Below are 16,316 nucleotides of genomic sequence, written 5' to 3' on the forward strand. Positions count from 1 at the left end.
TATCCTCAAACCTATAGGATCACTCGACCAGAGGGTCAACCGGATCACCCGTGCTAATCCGCCCGCCCTCGATAATCCGGCAATAGATACCGCAATCACGATGGCCGTAGTGTTCCCACAGCGCGGTAACGATCTCCGCGTCGCGCTCAGCGGTGTCCGGGTTCACATGCGTCGCCACGCAGCGCACGATGGGCTTGAGCACCTCCAGCAACGGGCCGTCATCACCGAGGCGTATCTGCTTACCGACCCACTGATGATCTTCGAACGCGGCCCAGCCCTCGACCCAGATATTGGCGCGCAACCGTTGCGGGTCCAAGTCTCGGCCCATCCGTTGCGATAGGTCGCGCAAGGAATTCAAGTTGAGGATAGACACGAAGCCTTTTGCCGAATCCGTGAAGCGATAATGGTCGATCGCGCCTTCGCGGATATCGAGAAAGCGCAGGGGCTGGGCGACCGGGTCGTAATCCTCGTGCGCCGCCAGCACGGTCTCGACGTGACGCTCCAGCGCATGCCGCCCGGCGTCGGTGGTCAGGTCGAAGGCGCGATCCTCTATATAGAGCCGCTCGGTAACCTCATCATAGTGGGTGCGCAGCCGCGCCACGGCGGGATAGCGCGCCAGCACGGCGTATTTCATCTTGGACAGGAACTTCGGCTCGGCCTTGTCGTAGCCGGAATGCCCGACCTCCAGCGCGAAGATGCGGTCGAACGGAAAGAAATGATCGCTGACCAGACAGGTGTCCTCGATCCGTTCGGGCGTAAAGCCCTTGATCGGATACCGCCACAGGGAATCGATGGTGCCATTGGTAGGGTGCATCCGTTCCGCTCCAACATCCGGGTGCAGGGGCCGAGCCCCTGCATCTAATTTCTACCGGGCTTAGCCCAGTTCTTCCGCCAGCATGGCCAGACGCGCGGCCTGATCGTCGGCAATCAGGGCATTGATCATCTGGTCCATATCGCCTTCCATGAACAACGACAGATTATAGAGCGTCAGATTGATGCGGTGGTCCGACACGCGGCCCTGCGGATAGTTATAGGTGCGAATGCGCTCCGAGCGGTCGCCGGAGCCGACCTGCGACTTGCGGGCGTCCGAGCGCGCCGTGTCGAGCGCCTGACGCTGGATGTCGTAAAGCCGCGCCTTCAGGTTGCGCATGGCGATCTGACGGTTCATGTGCTGCGACTTTTCCGAAGAGGTCGCGACGATCCCCGACGGCAGGTGGGTGATGCGCACCGCCGAGTCGGTCTTGTTGACGTGCTGCCCGCCGGAGCCCGAGGCGCGGTAGGTGTCGATGCGGATATCCTTGTCGAGGATTTCGATTTCGACGTCCTCGGCTTCGGGCAGGACGGCGACGGTGGCGGCCGAGGTATGGATACGGCCGCCCGCTTCGGTGGCGGGGACACGCTGGACGCGATGGACGCCGGATTCGAACTTCAACTTGCCGAACACGCCTTCGCCGGTCACCGAGGCGATGATTTCCTTGTAGCCACCGGCGTCGCCCTCAGAGATCGAGTCGATCTCGACGCGCCAGCCTTGCGCCGCCGCATAGCGCGAATACATGCGGAACAGGTCGCCCGCAAAGATCGCGGCCTCGTCGCCACCGGTCCCGGCGCGCACTTCGAGGATGGCCGAGGCGTTCTCGTCCTTGTCCTTGGGCGCCAGCAGGAGCGCCACGCCGTGTTCCAGTTCGGGCAGCTTTTCCTTCAGTTCCTGAAACTCTTCCTGCGCCAGCGGCGACAGTTCGGGATCGTTGAGCGCGATCAGTTCCTCAAGCTCGGGGCCCGAGGCGCGCGCCTTGAGCAACGCCGTCACCGCATTGACCACGGGCTTAAGCTCGGCGTGTTCCTTCGACAGCTTGACGATCTCGGTGCCGTCGGTCGCCGATTCCATGCGCGCCTCGATCATTTTGAAGCGATCGACGACCTGATCGAGTTTGGCCTGCGGCAGATGTATCAACGGAAAAACCTCAACAAAGCACCAGGGGATACATTTCCCCCTCACCCCAGCCCTCTCCCTCAGGGAGAGGGGGTAAAGAGGCGCTTATTACCCCTAAGACGGATAGGTGTCGATAAAGGATTGCCGTTTTTCCAGCGTCGCGGTCAGGGCCGCGATTTTCGGTGCGTTAGCCAGCCAGTCGATATCGGGAAACCGAAACGCCGCATAGGTCGCGGCGATGGCCACCGACATCTCGGCCAGACCGTATTCGGCGGCCCCGGTCACCTCCGGGCAAACCGCTTCGATGGCCGCAAAACCACGGTGTATCCCGTCTTCCCACCGTTTCAGCCAGAAGGCCGAGCGCTCGCTTTCCGGGCGGCGGGTCTCGATGACGCGCTTGACGCTGGCCTCCAGCACGCCCTGCGTCAGGGCCATGAGTTGCCGCGCGGCCCAGTAGGCCTCGCCCTCCGGATAGAGCGCAAACCCACCATAATGCGCCGCCAGCCACTCGCAGATCAGGGTCGAGTCGATGAAAGTCTCACCTGTATCGGTGATCAATGCCGGAATCTGGGCGAAAGGGTTAACGGCGACGTGGTCGGGCGCGCTGTCGGTGGTCACCACCGACACCATGTCCACCCGGTCGGTCAGGCCCAGTTCATGGACCACGATGCGGCACTTTCGCGCGAACGGTGATCCGGAATTGATAAACAGCTTCATGGCAGCCTCCGTGGCAATCAAGGCGTAAATGCGGCGCAACCCTTTGCACGTCAAGGGAAAGCTTTTGCCCCCACCCTGTCCATAACTCCGCAAACCCTTCAAAATTAAATGTTTTTCATTTGTCATAATTTTAAGAGTTTGCCGGTACAGTGGCGTATCAGTTCCCGTAACTCAGAATGAGATCCTCGTGAAACGAGACCGGAGTGAATTAAGACTTTTGACCCCCATGGCTATCGTGGTGGTCGCGGCGGTGTGCGCCCTGATCGGCTCCCTGTGGATGTGGGCCGTGCAAACCGACAAGGCCAGTCTGGCGCGTGAGGAAAACCTCGTGCGGGTCGGCCTGTCGGTCTATGCCGAGAACAATGCCCGTCTCATGGCACCGATGACGATCTGGAGCACGGCGGTCGAGAACACCGCCGTCAATTTCAACCATACCTGGGTCGCCGACAATTACGGCAGCTATTTCGAGGAATATCTGGCCTATGAGCGCACCTTCGTGCTCGATGCCGCCAACCGGCCGGTCTTCGTCTGGCACGAAAAGGCCGAGCTGAGCCCCGAACACTATGGCGAATTCCAGGGTCCGGTTCAGGCCATGGCCACGGCTCTGCGCCAGAAGTACAAACAGCAGCGCGCCGCGGGCCAGCCGTTCAAGTCGCGCAGCAATTCCATGTCCAGTCTGGCCGTCGCCGACGGGCAGATCTACATGCTCGGTGCCAGCCTCGTCCTGCCGGACGAGCACGACGCCCGCCTGAGCCGCTATACCCCCTATATGGTGGTGGGCGTACACATGATCACGCCGGCCGAGCTGGTCGAGCTGTCGCATCAGCACATGCTGTCCGAGATTTCGATGGTCCGCAAAGGCCAGGTGCTCGACCCGTCGGCCGCCAAGCTTATGCTGGTCAACGACAATGACGAGGCCAGGGCCGAACTGACCTGGATGCCCGACCGCCCGGGTCAGGCCATGTTCGTCCGGGCGCTGGCCCCGGTGCTGTTCGTCGGCTTCAGCCTCGGCGCCATCGCCTTGCTTCTGCTCTATCAGACCAACAAGACCGCCCGCAGCCTGATCGCGTCGGAAGCGCGCGCCAAGCACATGGCGCTGCACGACGCCCTCACCGGCCTGCCGAACCGCACCCTGTTCGCCGACCGTCTGACGCAGGCGACCGAGCGTCTGCGCCGTCAGGGCGGTCACGTCGCGGTCTTCTGCATCGGCCTCGACCGCTTCAAGGACGTCAACGACACGCTGGGCCATTCGGCGGGCGACGAACTGATCCGGGTCAGCGCCAACCGCATCGCCGGCATGATCCGCACGGGCGACACGCTGGCGCGTCTGGGCGGCGACGAATTCGTCATCATCCAGACCGATACCGAACCGCATTCCGCCGCGGCCCTGGCCAAGCGCGTGCTGGAAAACCTCAGCGGCAATGTCGCGCTGGAAAGCGGACAGGTCTATTCGTCGTGCTCGATCGGCGTGACCCTGCTGCACGAAGCCGATATCGATGCCGCCGAAGCCCTACGTCAGGCCGATCTGGCCCTTTACCGCGCCAAGGAGCTGGGCCGCGCGCAGTTCGCCTTCTTCGAAGTCGAGATGGACGCCACGATCAAGCTGCGCAAGCAACTGGAGACCGGGCTTCGCGAAGCGCTTCACGTCGAGGCCATCGAGGTCGTCTATCAGCCGCAGGTCGATCATTACGGTCACATCGTCGGCGTCGAGGCGCTGGCCCGCTGGACGCACCCGACGCGCGGTCCGATCAGCCCGGCCTATTTCGTGCCGCTGGCCGAAGAGTGCGGTTTGATGATGGAGTTGGGTACGCTGATCATGAAGCGCGCCATGCTCGATTCGAAGCGCTGGCCGGGGCTCAAGGTCGCCATCAACGTTTCGGCCACCCAACTGCGGTCACCGCGCTTCCTGCCGGAGCTGAAGGCGCTGCTGGCGGAAACCCATGTCGAGCCGCGTCACATCGAGATCGAGATCACCGAAGGCGTCCTGCTCAACGACGATACCTCGACCCAGCACACCCTGAACGCCCTGCGCCATATGGGCTTCTCGATCGCGCTGGACGATTTCGGCACCGGCTATTCGTCGCTGGGTTACCTCAGCCGCTATCCGGTCGACAAGATCAAGATCGACCGCTCCTTCGTGTCGAATCTGGGGGTCGATCCGGACGCCGAAGCCGTGATCCGCGCCATCATCAAGCTGGCCAAGGCGCTCAATCTCAATATTGTCGCCGAGGGCGTGGAAACCAAGGCCCAGCGCAATATCCTACGTCAGGCGGGCTGCGCCATCATTCAGGGCTATCTGTTCTCCAAGCCCGTCCCGGTCGGCGAGATCGACCTGATGCGCGACGCCCAGCCTCAGGCCCAGGTGACGCACATCAACCGCGCCCGCGCCCGTCATGTGGGGGTGCTGCGGGGGTAACAAGCGCATCCCAAAAAGTGTGCAGCGGTTTTTGGAATCAGATGCGCGCCAGATAACTGCCTTTGTAACACGACGTTATGCGAAAAGCGGATATGCTCAGGGTCATTCCAATAAGAGGAAACACCCATGCGCAAATCCGCTTTTTCCGTCTGTATGCTCGGCCTTGCCCTTCTGTCGGGTTGTTCCAGCTATATTCAGGGCGGCGACCTGATCCGCCCCAACGAGCCGACCGGCACGCTGCGCCTGAGTAACGATACCGGTGCGCCCATCGGGGTCGTGCTGGTCTCGAACTGCAACCATTCGACCTATGGCCTTAACCGCCTGCCCAAGGGATATGAAATCCCCACCGGCGGCCATTACGACTTCAAGGTTTCGGCCGGGTGCTGGGACGTCAGCGCCGGGCGCGTACTGGGCCACAACAGCTGGTCCGAAGGCCGCAAGCGCGTGACGGTCAATGCCAACAGCGTCACCAACCTGACCTCGCAGACCATGTCTGAAAAGCGGAATTGATTGACGTTCTCCGATATTCATATATATTCATTATGAATATCGGAGAACGTCATGGCCTCAACCAGTCTGTCACTCGGCGATCATTGGGAAGCTTTTATCAAGACCGAAGTAAACAGCGGTCGTTATGGCTCGGCCAGTGAAGTGGTGCGCGACGGTTTACGAGCGCTGGAAGATCGAAAAACGAAACTGGAGGCTTTGCGCGCCCATCTTGCCGAAGGGGCAGAACAAGCGCGACGCGGTGAGTTTGTCGATTACGACCTCGACAGCTTTATTGCCGAGATGGATGACGAATGAGCGGCTTTCGACTGACCGCCCGCGCCAAGACCGACTTACGTCATATCAGCCGTTATACCGAAATACAGTGGGGCAAGAGTCAGAGAAACATCTACTTGGCGGCGTTGGATACACGTTTCAGGTGGCTGGCGGAAAATCCCGATCACGGGCGTCCGCGAGAAGATATCGCTTCGGGTTACCGCAGTTTCCGACATCAAAACCACATCATCTTTTACATGGTTCAGGAAGATCTGATTACCATTATCGGCATACCCCACGCTCGCATGGATGCGGCTGAGTACTTTAGTTAAACCACCGCTGCCTTGGCGGCATGGGCTTCGACCAGCTCGACGATGTGCTCGATCATATCGTCATTGCCGATCTTGTGATCCGGCTTACCCGCCATATAGACCATGCCCGCCCCGGCCCCGCCGCCGGTGAAGCCGACATCGGTATAGAGCGCCTCGCCCGGGCCGTTGACGACGCAGCCGATAATCGACAGCGACATCGGCGTCGAGATATGGGCCAGCCGCTCCTCCAGCTTCGCCACCGTGTCGATGACGTTGAACCCCTGACGGGCGCAGGACGGACAGGCGATGATATTGACGCCGCGGTGACGCAGGCCCAGGCTTTTCAGGATATCGAAGCCGACCTTGATCTCCTCAACCGGATCGGCGGCCAGAGAGACGCGGATCGTGTCGCCGATCCCGGCCCACAGCAGGTTGCCGAGCCCGATGGCCGACTTGATCGTGCCGGTTCGCAGCGGCCCGGCCTCGGTCACGCCGATATGCAGCGGGCAGTCGATAGCGTCGGCCAGCGCCTGATAGGCGGCGACGGTCAGGAAGACGTCCGACGCCTTGACCGAAATCTTGAACTCGTGGAAGTCGTTGTCGCGCAGGATATTGGCGTGGAACAGGGCGCTGTCGACCATGGCGTCCGGGCACGGCTCGCCGTACTTTTCCAGCAGGTCCTTTTCCAGCGAACCGGCATTGACGCCGATGCGCATCGAACAACCGTAGTCCTTGGCCGCCTTGATCACTTCGCGCACACGGTCGGCCGAGCCGATATTGCCGGGATTGATGCGCAGGCACGCGGCACCGGCCATGGCCGCCTCGATGCCGCGTTTGTAGTGGAAGTGGATATCGGCGACGATCGGTACATTGACCTGACGGACGATCTCTTTCAGCGCGACCGTCGATTCGACATCCGGGCACGAGACGCGGACGATATCGGCCCCGGCCTCTTCCAAAGCATGGATCTGACGCACCGTCGCATCGACATCGTGCGTCCGCGTGTTGGTCATCGACTGCACGGTGATCGGGGCATCGCCGCCGACCAGCACCTTGCCCACCCGGATCTGACGGCTCTTGCGGCGCTCGATCATGCGCCAGGGGCGGACGTGCGTATGGTCGTGGGCACTCATGCAGATACATTTCAGCTATAGGACGATGGGCCCTATTTAGGCGTTAATACACGCCTGCGCCACTATTAGTTCGTTAATTTTGCGGCGGCGTCTGGGCCGGGCTTTCCGGCGCGGGCTGGATCACGATGGGCTTTTGCGCCGGGACGTAGGGTAACGGCCCGTCGCGCTGTTCGGGCTGAGGCGTCTGGATCGGTGCCGGTGCGGCCTCGCTGGACGATGCCGCGCCTGCCGGTTTGAGGGGCTGACGCGTCCCGCCGGCAACATTACCGGGCTGGGCATCCATCAGTTTGGCGGTGGCCGCAGCCTTGGCGTTGAGCTTCGAGATCGGGGTGGCGTTCAGACTGCCTGCTCCGCCGGAATAGGCATCCATGGTCCCGGCGAATTCGCCATTATAATAGACTTCGAAGGCCTTGGGGTCGCCGACATCGACGATCAGGGCCACGCTGGACACCTGAGGAATGCGGTAGGCCTCCCCCGCCCCCAGCTGACGCGCGAAATAGACGGTGCCGTCGGGTCCGCGCATGACGAGGTTGACGCTTTTCGAGGCCTGAATCGTCACGGCGGAGTCCGCCGGGGTCGCGCCATAGACCGCACCGCGCGGGTTGAAGGCCTTACGCATCTGAAGCGCTTCGGCGGCGGGGGCGGCCTGATTGTTCTGGGCCGCGCGCTCGGCGTCGATGGCGGCAAAGCCTTCCTCAAGCCCCGGCGTATAGTAGGGCACCGGCACGTCCTGATCCTTGGGCGCCGCCGCCGACTGCGTCAGTTGCAGGGCGTCGCGCACCAATGGCACCCCCGGCGACCACTGGCGCGACGTCAGGTCGTTCGCCGCTGCCGGGCCCGTCCCGCCTTCGGGCGTGCGCTGAAACAGGTTCCACGCCACGACCGCCACAATAACCGCCAGCGCGATGCCGCCATAGGTCTTGTAATTGGGTTTCAGATCCTCGAACGCGGAGCCCACCGGGGCGCGCAGCTTGTCCGACTGAGGGTCGGCGAAGGCGCGCTTGAACATGTCGGCCAGCATTTCCTCGTCCAGCCCCAGCGCCTTGGCATAGGCCTTGACGTAGCCGATGGAAAAGGCCCGCGACGGCAACTGATCGTAGGCGGTTTCTTCGAGCGCTTCGAGATAGGCGCGGCGCACGCGGGTGATGTCGGCGACCTGCGCCAGCGAATAACCCTGTGCTTCGCGCGTATAACGTAAAATGTGCGCCAGGGCGTGCGGATCGGCGCTCAGGTCTTCGGCGCGGGCGCGACCACCGGCCATGGCCTGACCCTGCGCGGCCGCGGCGGCGTCGCGTTCGGCGGTCAGGAACAGGCCCGTATAGGCCTCGTCCTCAAGCACCGTGATGTTGTCCTGCGTCGCCATTGAATCCGTCAAAAACTCATATTGCACTGCCGCGACCAAATCACAGCCCATGCCCCAAATCAATACGCCAGACTCCTATTCGCACAGCGTGTGCAAAACCATTGCCGAATGTTCCAACTCGGCCTAGAAGAATCGAACTCAAATCCCTGCGTAAGGATGTTTCATGCCCGCTGCTTTCGACGATTTGTGGATCGGTCAGGTCGCCTCCATCGGCGCCGGCGTCGTCTCTCAGGAGGAACTGGACCGCTTCTGCGGCACCTATGCGCCCGGCTGGAACACGCAGGACGGCCTGCCCGACGCCCTGATCTTTACCCTTTGGTCGCGACTGGAAACCGAAGCCGCCTCGACCTGGCCGCAGACCAAGCGTCTGGCGGTCGATGCCCTACGCTGGTCACGCAATCCCCCGGCGGGCGAACTGCTGCGCGGGCGGCTGACCATCATGGGCAAGGACGCGGTCGGCGACACCAAGGGCGTCGTCATCGCCCAGCACGATCTGCTTGATGAAGCGGGCCGTCTGGTCTTTTCGTGCCTGACGCGGACGGTGTTCCAGCGCAATCCGATGGCCCCCGAGGCCGATTGAGCTTTAAGATTTGACCACGAAAAACAAAACCCCGGAAGCGACCGCCTCCGGGGTTTGTTATTTAGAACTGAAATCAGCCTTAGTTGACGGTCGCGTTGCCGAGGCCCTGGTTGCGCTCGATCGTCAGGGCGATCAGCTTGTCCCAGGCCAGCAGCGAGATCAGGTGCGCATAGATGTGCATCAGCGCACCGTTGTCGCGCAGCTCGACCAGCTTTTCCGCCGGCAGCTTGTTCAGCTTTTCCTCATCGACCGCGAAATATTCGGCGATCTTTTGGGGCTCGCCCGGCGTACCGTCCGGATTGGCGGGACGGTAGATGGTTTCACGCGGCGCGAACAGGTCCAGTTCCTTCAGCAGGCCGACAAAGGACTCGGTGCGGCGGCGCTCGTTCTCGAAGTCCGAGCAGAACTGCATGGCGTTCTCGACGAAGGCCGACGGCTTGCCGCCTTCGAAGAAGGGGACGTCCGGATTGTTGGCGGTGACGACCGGCGATTGCGTGTCGACGCAGAGGATCAGGCGCTCGGCCTGCTCATCGTTGGCAAAAACGAACGGATAGCGGCGGGCAAATGCCGGCAGATAAGCGTCCGAACGGAAGACACCTTCGGCCGAGACGAACATGTTCTGACCGGCGGCCAGACCCATGGCCGCAACCGGCATCATCGATTCACCGATGAAGACGATCGGATAGCTCAGCGAGGCGGCCGGGAATTCGGCAACCGTCAGCGGCACGACATTGGTTTCCGCCACGAAGGCGTGCGGCGTGGCCGAGGCGCTGATGCCGAGCGAACCGTGGGCTTCCACGCTCAGGGGTTCGGGGTTCTTGTAAAACAGCACGTTCCCTGTGAGGAGGTTTTGTTCAGACGGAGCTTGTTCCATGGTCGCTCTTTATCGGTAAGGTTTAAAAACTGAAGGAACATCGCTTCTAGCCCATGCCCGCGGGGGGACGCAAGCGGCACATCGGTTTGAGAGAAGGCAAAATGCGAGATTCGCCTGCTCTCCTCCCTGTGCCGGAGGCATGGGGAGGTGGATTTTGGCGCGAAGCGACAAAAGACGGAGGGGGCGAAGCTTACGGCGTCATCCCCCTCCACCACTCGCTAACGCTCGCGGTCCCCCTCGCCATGCTTACGCACAGGGAGGAGAAGCCATCAGAACCGATACGTCAGGCCCGCGCGCAGGTTGCGGGCCGCGCCGACCATGATGTCCTTCTGCACCGAGGTATGTTCGCGCACCTCTTCGTCGGTGGCGTTGCGCAGTTCGGCAAACAGCGACACATGCCTGTTGACCCAGTACGAACCGAACAGGTTGACCGTCGTATAGGCATCGGTCGGCCGTTCGAATTCGGCCAGGTCCTTATCGGCGGCCTGCACGTGGCGGACCTCGATGTGGTTCTTCCAGCGCTCGCCCTCATAGCCCAGCGTCGCCGTCAGGGCCGAGGGCGACAGGCGGGCGATATTGCCCAGATCGCTTTCGCCTTTCACATAGTCATAGGCCATATCCAACCGCACAGCGCGCGCGCCCTCGCTCCACAGATTGACGCCGCCCTCAAGTTCGAAACCGTAGAACTCGGCATCGGTCTGAACGTAGCGATAGACCGGCAGACCATCCTCTTCGGCACCGGTCGGGCGCAGGTCGATAAAGCCGTCGAATTTCGAGGTATAGAGGTGCGCGTCGAAGGTGAAGGCCGAGTGCTGATCCATCAGCCAGTGGCCGGTAGCCTCAAGGCTGTAGCCGACTTCGGAATCCAACGTCCGGCTCCCGATCTCATAGGCGCCTGTCCCGGCGTGCGGTCCGTCGGCCAGCAGTTCGACATCCGACGGCGCGCGCTCGGACCGCGTCAGGCTGAGGCCGAAAAAGGCGTGATCCGAGGGCTTGTAAAACCCGCCCAGCGAGGCGGAGACGTTATCGAAGTCCTTCGAGAACCCGGCAGCGCTGATCTCCTTACGGTCGAAGCGCGCCCCGCCCTCGACACCCCAACCGCCCTTGTCGAGGCGGTATTGCGCATAGAGCCCGGCCTCGTCGGTGGTGGTCGAGGGCACGAAGGCCTCGGCCCCCACGGCCTCGAAATCGCGCGACAACAGGTTGAAGCCGATGGCGCCCGACACGTCGCCCATCTTCGCGCGCAGCAGGTTGACGCGGACTTCATGCCCCGTCGAAAAGAATTGCGTGCCGGTATCGCTGCCTTCGAATTCGGTGTGGTGATAGTCGGTATAGCCCGCGTCGGCGGTCAGCTTGTTGAACCCTGCAAAGGCGACGTTGAACGACGAACGGAGATCGTAGCGCGTCTGTTTCAGGCCGATGGTGACTGGACCTTCTTCGTCTTCCCCCTCGTGTTCATGGCCCGGCACGCCGTAAAGTGTATCGGTCTGCTTGACGCCGAAGCCGACAAAGCCGAAATCGCTGATATAGGACAGGCCCGCGCCGTAGGTTTTCAGATCGACGGCGGAGTTTGCCTGATGATCCGAGGTATCCGGCGCTTCGCCTTCGGCATCGGTCAGGCGGCGCGATTCCGGCCCGACCGGGGTTTCATAGTCGTCGCTCTTGCGCTTCACGGCATCGACCGCGAAAACCCACGGCCCCTGCCCCAGTTTCGCATTCAGCCCCAGTTGCTTGCCGTTATCGACGCTGGAGGCCTGAGCGGTGAAACGGCCTTCGACGCCCTCTTTCGCTGGCGTGGTCGGAATGCGGTCGTCGATGATATTGACGATGCCGCCGATGGCGTTACCGCCGTAGATCAGGGCCGACGGACCGCGCAGGACCTCGATGCGCTGGGCCTCCATCGGGTCGGTCGCCGTGGCGTGGTCGGGCGACACCGCCGAGGCGTCCACCGCCCCCATGCCGTTGTTGAGCACCAGCACGCGGAAGCCATCGAGGCCGCGGATGACCGGGCGGCTGGCGCCCGGCGCAAAGGCCGACGACCGCACACCCGGCAAGGTCGCCAGCATGTCGCCCAGGCCCTGCGCCGGTTTTTGATCGATCGCCGCGCGGTTCAGCACATCGACATTGCTCATCAGGGCGTCCTTCGACACCCCATAGGCCGTACCGGTGACGATGACTTCGGTGATGTCGTCATCTTTCTGAGGCGTCGTCTGCGCAGCGGCAGCGGTCGCAAAGCCAAGGACAGTCAGGCTGGCCGTCAGTGTCAGCAGCGCACGGGAGGTAGGCATGAGGGAGGCTCCAGAAACAGCAGAAACGACGCAAACACACAGATACGCCGTAGATTTGCGCAACTGTTATGTAATAACATAATTCATGTCAAGCCACCTTTCGCCTGAATATTGCTTATGGGCGCGAGTCTCCCTACATTGGGCTCATGAGCACGGCCTGCGATCACGATCATGACCACCACGACCACCATCTCGATGCCCACGGCGTCGAGGCGCGGCTGGCTGAGGCGCGTAAGCTGTGCGAGGCGCAGGGCGAGCGCATGACCGCGCCGCGTCAACGGACGCTGGAACTGATCCTCAGTCAGAACGCGCCGATGAAGGCCTATGACGTCATCGACCGCTTCCATCCCGACGGCGCGGCCAAACCGCCGACGGTCTATCGTGCGCTGGGTTTCCTTGAGCAGATGGGCCTGATCCACCGCATCGAAAGCCTCAACGCCTTCGTCGCCTGCCAAGGGCATGAACACGACCACGATCACCCGGAACCCCACTCGGCGGCGTTTCTTCTGTGCGAATGCTGCGGTCAGAGCGAGGAAGTCATGCTCGATCTCGGCAGCATCGACCGCAAGGCCGCCGCGAGCGGGTTCAAAGTCCGGCGCATCACGCTGGAAGCCAAGGGCCTGTGCAAGGCCTGCCAGTAGGTTTCATAGAAACTGGCGACGGATTTTCGCTTCTCAGGCGAATAAATCTCATTAGAGGCCTATCTTTTCTCATTATTTTCGGCGCAGTTGTGCGTGTAACGATCGATTTGTGCACTGCGTAAGAAAACCGTTCATCTATTTGAGCCTAAACTGCGATCACAGTCACGAAGGTGAATATGTCGGCCGCCACCCTGCAAACCCTGGATTCCGGTTCCTTGCGGACCATTCTGGACCTGCACGCCAAGTACAAGGCGGCGCGGGCGGGCGGGCAACTGGCCAATTTCGCCTATATCGACCTGACCGGCGTCAATCTCGAAGGCGTCGACCTCAGCGATGCGATCCTGACGGGGGCCTGCCTCAACGGGGCCTCGCTGAAGGACGTCAACTTCACCCGCGCCAACCTGTTCGGCTGCGACCTGCGCAATGCCGACCTGCGCTTTGCCACGCTCGACCGGGCGGATCTGCGCGGGGCGTGCCTGCGCGGGGCCAATCTGACGGGCGCCAGCCTGATCCGCTGCGACCTGCGCGAAGGCCAGATCGCGTTCAAGGACGAAAAGCACGGCCTGCGCCTGATGAAGCACGAAAAGCGCGCGGGAGAACTCGACTACGCCATCCTGTCGGGGGCCGACCTGTCCGGGGCGCGGATGACGGGCACCGCCGCCGTCTCGACCGATTTCCGCGACGCCCAGATGTCCGGCGCCATCCTCAGCCACGCCAAGCTGCGTAACGCTTCGCTCGACGGGGCCAACCTGACCGGGGCCAACATGTCTTCGGCCGACATTTCCGGGGCCTCGCTCAAGGGGGCGGTGATGGTCGACACCGACACCGCCGGGATGATGACGAAGGACGCCGACCTCAGCGACGTCCTCACCGCGCCGGTCAGCGTCTATATCGACAACGCGCCGCTCGACGACCTGCTCGACGCCTACGAACTGTGGTGCAAGACCGGTGGCGCGAAAGGCGCGACCCAGACCTTCGGCGGTATCGATTTCCGCGCCACCAAAACCCTGACCGGGCGCAACCTGACGGCGGCGCAGATGGCCGGGGCCATTCTCTACGGCATGGATATGCGCGGCATTCAGCTTCAGGGGGCCAACCTGTCGAACGCCGATCTGCGCGGGGCGAACCTCAGCGGGGCCGATCTGCGCGGCGCGCGGCTGACCGGGGCGAAACTGACCAAGGCCAATCTCGACGGCGCGGACCTGTCGCCGCTCAATCTGGGCGGCGACCGCCTGATGCGCACGGATATGACCGGCGCGATCCTGACCCACGCCAATCTGAGAAATGCCGACCTGACGCGGGCGCGGCTGCTCGAAGCCCGCCTCGACGAGGTCCGCGATCAGGGGTGCAACTATACCCTGGCCGAGCGCTAACTCACCCTATTTCTCGAACCGCGCATCGCCCCATGCGGTAGCCACCGCCGCGTCCTTATTGGCCCGCACGATCAGTTCGACGACCCTGACGCCGCTCACATCCGCCGTCAGGTCTGCCGCCGCGTCGCCATAGGTCACCGGCTTCGATTCCGTAAGCAAGCGCCCGTCACCATAGATTTGAAACGTCACCGCGGCCTTGCGGTTGCGCGTCGCTGCATCGACGCCGACTGACGCCACAAAGCGCCGATATTCGCCGTTGGCCTGTACTTCCATCCGCGAGCCGGACAGGACACCGATCCCATAGGCAAAAGCCTTTTCGCCGACCGTCAGCTCCGTGCCGTACGGGCTGGCGTCGGCCTGCGCCCCGCCCCAGCCCGCATACATCGGCGTGTCGCCGCCGCGTCCGGCGCTGGCGCGGGTCGCCTGATAGATGTGCGGATCGCCTTCCGGGAACGGAATGCCGTCGGCGGCCACATTGATACGGCCCGGGATTTCCGACAGATAGGTCCCCTGCCCCAGCCGATGCGTGCCCTCGGCCTCGAAGACCAGAGTCTCATGCGCGCCCAGCGTAAATCTCTGGCTGCCGGTAAAGGCGGGCAGCGTTTCCTTGCTCCACAGGTTGCGCAAGCCGATGGGTTTGGCGGCATCGAATTTCAGGTCACGCGCCGTCAGGGACACGGTTTTTGCCGCCTCGCTGCGATTGAACAGGGCGACGGCTTTTTTGCCATTACTCAGGGTCTTGACCAGAATCTGCACGTCATTAGACCGATAGGCTAGGACGGCCTGATGCCCGCCCTTGTCCTGATTGACGGCGACCAGATCGGCATTGCCCCAGATATCGATCAGATCCTTCGGTGCACCGCGCAGGTCGTAACCGATCAGCAGCGGCGCATTGAGCATGGCCCACAGGGCGAAGTGGCTTTTCGCCTCGGTCAGGTGATTGACGTCGAAATCGCCCTTGCCGACGAACAGCATGTCCGGATCGTTCCAGCGGCCCGGCCCGGCATATAGGGGCCGCGTCACGGCGCTGTCGAAGGAATGCAGCATCGAGCCCCAGGTCGGGTTGATATCGTAGCTGGTTCGCCACAGATTGCCGACGTCCTTGCCCCAGGTCCGCACATCGGCGCGGCCCCACGAACAGATCGACAGGACGTAATCGTTGTCGGGATTGTATTTGCGTAAGCTATCGGCGACCTCGACATACATGGCCTTAAGGTCTTCGGCCTTGTCCAGCGCCGGGCGGTCGCGCGCGATCAGCGGTTCGCGGACGCGGTAACCCGGTGTCGTTATGACCTTGGCATTGGCCGTATAGTCGGCCACGCCGCAGGCATCGATCTTGATATAGTCGAAGCCCCAGTCGGTGAAGAACAGCTTCAGGTCCTGATCGACGTGGCCTTCGAGGCCAACCTCGCGTTCGGCCACCGTGCCTTCGGGCAGGTTCGGCGATTTCAGATCCCACGCCTGCGAACAGGCATTGCGACCGATCTCGGAATAGATCCCGGCCTTGAGACCCATCCTATGCAGGCGGTCGGTGAACGGCTTGAAACTGGTGTCTTTTCCCTTGATCGCCGCGCTGGGGAAGATCGAGGTGCGGATTTCCAGCCGCCCGTCCGTTTGTCGACGCTTGAGCCACCAGCCGTCGTCGATATTGACATAGACGTAGCCGAGTTTGGCCAGCCCGGTATCGACTAGCGCTTCGGCGGCGCCCATCACCTTGTCTTCGCTGACCTCGATGCGAAAGGCGTTGAACGAGTTCCAGCCCATCGGCGGCGTCTGGGCCTGACCGGTCTGGTGAGCGGTCCATTTCCCCGTAGGCGTCAGCGGATCGGTTTGGGCATGGGCCGCCGCCATAAGGCTCAACCCCACCAGCATTGACGTCGTGAACCAACGCAGCTTCATATCTCGCTCCCTTATCTTTTATCGTTGAT

At 62.3% G+C, this 16,316-nt stretch carries 15 protein-coding genes; 7 read left to right on the forward strand and 8 right to left on the reverse strand.

All coding sequences use genetic code 11. The features are described 5' to 3' along the window. Window positions 1-19 precede the first annotated feature (19 nt). From PQU92_RS15735 to PQU92_RS15745, 3 genes are all read right to left on the reverse strand, one after another. A complete protein-coding gene (locus PQU92_RS15735) occupies window positions 20-814 on the reverse strand; it encodes an MOSC domain-containing protein (RefSeq protein ID WP_272749208.1) in 795 nt (264 codons plus the stop codon). 60 nt (window positions 815-874) lie between these two features. Further along, the gene (gene prfA / locus PQU92_RS15740; RefSeq protein ID WP_272749292.1) at window positions 875-1,948 is read right to left on the reverse strand and encodes a peptide chain release factor 1; all 1,074 of its coding nucleotides are present in this window, start codon (window positions 1,946-1,948) and stop codon (window positions 875-877) included. 96 nt (window positions 1,949-2,044) lie between these two features. Next, window positions 2,045-2,647 carry a glutathione S-transferase family protein gene (locus PQU92_RS15745; RefSeq protein ID WP_272749209.1) on the reverse strand — a complete coding sequence of 201 codons (603 nt, stop codon included), beginning with the start codon at window positions 2,645-2,647 and terminating at the stop codon, window positions 2,045-2,047. A gap of 226 nt (window positions 2,648-2,873) precedes the next feature. Here PQU92_RS15745 and PQU92_RS15750 point away from each other — a divergent pair, with 226 nt between their 5' ends. The 4 genes from PQU92_RS15750 (at window position 2,874) to PQU92_RS15765 (ending at window position 6,157) form a co-directional block, all read left to right on the forward strand. Beyond that, complete coding sequence (locus PQU92_RS15750) at window positions 2,874-5,063, forward strand: putative bifunctional diguanylate cyclase/phosphodiesterase (RefSeq protein WP_272749210.1); 2,190 nt, start codon at window positions 2,874-2,876, stop codon at window positions 5,061-5,063. Between the two features lie 126 nt (window positions 5,064-5,189). Next, window positions 5,190-5,573, forward strand: coding sequence for a hypothetical protein (locus PQU92_RS15755; RefSeq protein ID WP_272749211.1), 384 nt, complete (start codon window positions 5,190-5,192; stop codon window positions 5,571-5,573). A gap of 51 nt (window positions 5,574-5,624) precedes the next feature. Then, entirely contained in the window at window positions 5,625-5,867 is a 243-nt protein-coding gene (locus tag PQU92_RS15760) for a type II toxin-antitoxin system ParD family antitoxin (RefSeq protein ID WP_272749212.1), read from the forward strand. Next, on the forward strand, window positions 5,864-6,157 hold the full coding sequence (locus tag PQU92_RS15765; RefSeq protein WP_272749213.1) for a type II toxin-antitoxin system RelE/ParE family toxin: 294 nt from the start codon (window positions 5,864-5,866) through the stop codon (window positions 6,155-6,157). The genes PQU92_RS15760 and PQU92_RS15765 overlap by 4 nt, the downstream gene beginning before the upstream one ends. On the opposite strand, the gene ispG is transcribed toward PQU92_RS15765, so the two are convergent. After that, on the reverse strand, window positions 6,154-7,269 hold the full coding sequence (gene ispG, locus PQU92_RS15770; protein ID WP_272749214.1) for a flavodoxin-dependent (E)-4-hydroxy-3-methylbut-2-enyl-diphosphate synthase: 1,116 nt from the start codon (window positions 7,267-7,269) through the stop codon (window positions 6,154-6,156). The two genes, PQU92_RS15765 and ispG, sit on opposite strands and share 4 nt — an antisense overlap. Before the next feature lie 73 nt (window positions 7,270-7,342). Then, window positions 7,343-8,632 carry a helix-turn-helix domain-containing protein gene (locus tag PQU92_RS15775; protein ID WP_272749215.1) on the reverse strand — a complete coding sequence of 430 codons (1,290 nt, stop codon included), beginning with the start codon at window positions 8,630-8,632 and terminating at the stop codon, window positions 7,343-7,345. Window positions 8,633-8,795: 163 nt separating this feature from the next. Here PQU92_RS15775 and PQU92_RS15780 point away from each other — a divergent pair, with 163 nt between their 5' ends. Next, the gene (locus PQU92_RS15780; protein ID WP_272749216.1) at window positions 8,796-9,212 is read left to right on the forward strand and encodes an acyl dehydratase; all 417 of its coding nucleotides are present in this window, start codon (window positions 8,796-8,798) and stop codon (window positions 9,210-9,212) included. Window positions 9,213-9,291: 79 nt separating this feature from the next. Here the strand turns inward: PQU92_RS15780 and PQU92_RS15785 are convergent, their stop codons facing one another. Together PQU92_RS15785 and PQU92_RS15790 are read right to left on the reverse strand one after the other, a co-directional pair. Further along, window positions 9,292-10,086: a SapC family protein gene (locus PQU92_RS15785; RefSeq protein WP_272749217.1), complete on the reverse strand. Its 795-nt coding sequence runs from the start codon at window positions 10,084-10,086 to the stop codon at window positions 9,292-9,294. A gap of 269 nt (window positions 10,087-10,355) precedes the next feature. Then, window positions 10,356-12,374, reverse strand: coding sequence for a TonB-dependent receptor (locus PQU92_RS15790; protein WP_272749218.1), 2,019 nt, complete (start codon window positions 12,372-12,374; stop codon window positions 10,356-10,358). A gap of 146 nt (window positions 12,375-12,520) precedes the next feature. On the opposite strand from PQU92_RS15790, the gene PQU92_RS15795 reads away from it, so the two are divergent. Both PQU92_RS15795 and PQU92_RS15800 read left to right on the forward strand, forming a co-directional pair. Further along, a complete protein-coding gene (locus PQU92_RS15795; protein WP_272749219.1) occupies window positions 12,521-13,015 on the forward strand; it encodes a Fur family transcriptional regulator in 495 nt (164 codons plus the stop codon). 176 nt (window positions 13,016-13,191) lie between these two features. Then, window positions 13,192-14,388 carry a pentapeptide repeat-containing protein gene (locus PQU92_RS15800; RefSeq protein ID WP_272749220.1) on the forward strand — a complete coding sequence of 399 codons (1,197 nt, stop codon included), beginning with the start codon at window positions 13,192-13,194 and terminating at the stop codon, window positions 14,386-14,388. Window positions 14,389-14,394: 6 nt separating this feature from the next. On the opposite strand, the gene PQU92_RS15805 is transcribed toward PQU92_RS15800, so the two are convergent. Further along, on the reverse strand, window positions 14,395-16,287 hold the full coding sequence (locus PQU92_RS15805; RefSeq protein ID WP_272749221.1) for an NPCBM/NEW2 domain-containing protein: 1,893 nt from the start codon (window positions 16,285-16,287) through the stop codon (window positions 14,395-14,397). Window positions 16,288-16,316 lie beyond the last annotated feature (29 nt).

Source organism: Asticcacaulis aquaticus, from assembly GCF_028550415.1.
GTDB classification, from domain to species: Bacteria; Pseudomonadota; Alphaproteobacteria; order Caulobacterales; family Caulobacteraceae; genus Asticcacaulis; species Asticcacaulis aquaticus.

What these genes read in the sequence shown, in the direction of transcription:
- PQU92_RS15795 (WP_272749219.1), top strand. Translation starts at nt 12,521, where the DNA reads ATGAGCACGGCCTGCGATCACGATCATGACCACCACGACCACCATCTC.
- PQU92_RS15785 (WP_272749217.1), bottom strand. Translation starts at nt 10,086, where the DNA reads ATGGAACAAGCTCCGTCTGAACAAAACCTCCTCACAGGGAACGTGCTG.
- PQU92_RS15760 (WP_272749212.1), top strand. Translation starts at nt 5,625, where the DNA reads ATGGCCTCAACCAGTCTGTCACTCGGCGATCATTGGGAAGCTTTTATC.
- PQU92_RS15800 (WP_272749220.1), top strand. Translation starts at nt 13,192, where the DNA reads ATGTCGGCCGCCACCCTGCAAACCCTGGATTCCGGTTCCTTGCGGACC.
- PQU92_RS15750 (WP_272749210.1), top strand. Translation starts at nt 2,874, where the DNA reads ATGGCTATCGTGGTGGTCGCGGCGGTGTGCGCCCTGATCGGCTCCCTG.
- PQU92_RS15745 (WP_272749209.1), bottom strand. Translation starts at nt 2,647, where the DNA reads ATGAAGCTGTTTATCAATTCCGGATCACCGTTCGCGCGAAAGTGCCGC.
- PQU92_RS15735 (WP_272749208.1), bottom strand. Translation starts at nt 814, where the DNA reads ATGCACCCTACCAATGGCACCATCGATTCCCTGTGGCGGTATCCGATC.
- PQU92_RS15775 (WP_272749215.1), bottom strand. Translation starts at nt 8,632, where the DNA reads ATGGCGACGCAGGACAACATCACGGTGCTTGAGGACGAGGCCTATACG.
- ispG (WP_272749214.1), bottom strand. Translation starts at nt 7,269, where the DNA reads ATGAGTGCCCACGACCATACGCACGTCCGCCCCTGGCGCATGATCGAG.
- PQU92_RS15755 (WP_272749211.1), top strand. Translation starts at nt 5,190, where the DNA reads ATGCGCAAATCCGCTTTTTCCGTCTGTATGCTCGGCCTTGCCCTTCTG.
- PQU92_RS15805 (WP_272749221.1), bottom strand. Translation starts at nt 16,287, where the DNA reads ATGAAGCTGCGTTGGTTCACGACGTCAATGCTGGTGGGGTTGAGCCTT.
- PQU92_RS15790 (WP_272749218.1), bottom strand. Translation starts at nt 12,374, where the DNA reads ATGCCTACCTCCCGTGCGCTGCTGACACTGACGGCCAGCCTGACTGTC.
- PQU92_RS15765 (WP_272749213.1), top strand. Translation starts at nt 5,864, where the DNA reads ATGAGCGGCTTTCGACTGACCGCCCGCGCCAAGACCGACTTACGTCAT.
- PQU92_RS15780 (WP_272749216.1), top strand. Translation starts at nt 8,796, where the DNA reads ATGCCCGCTGCTTTCGACGATTTGTGGATCGGTCAGGTCGCCTCCATC.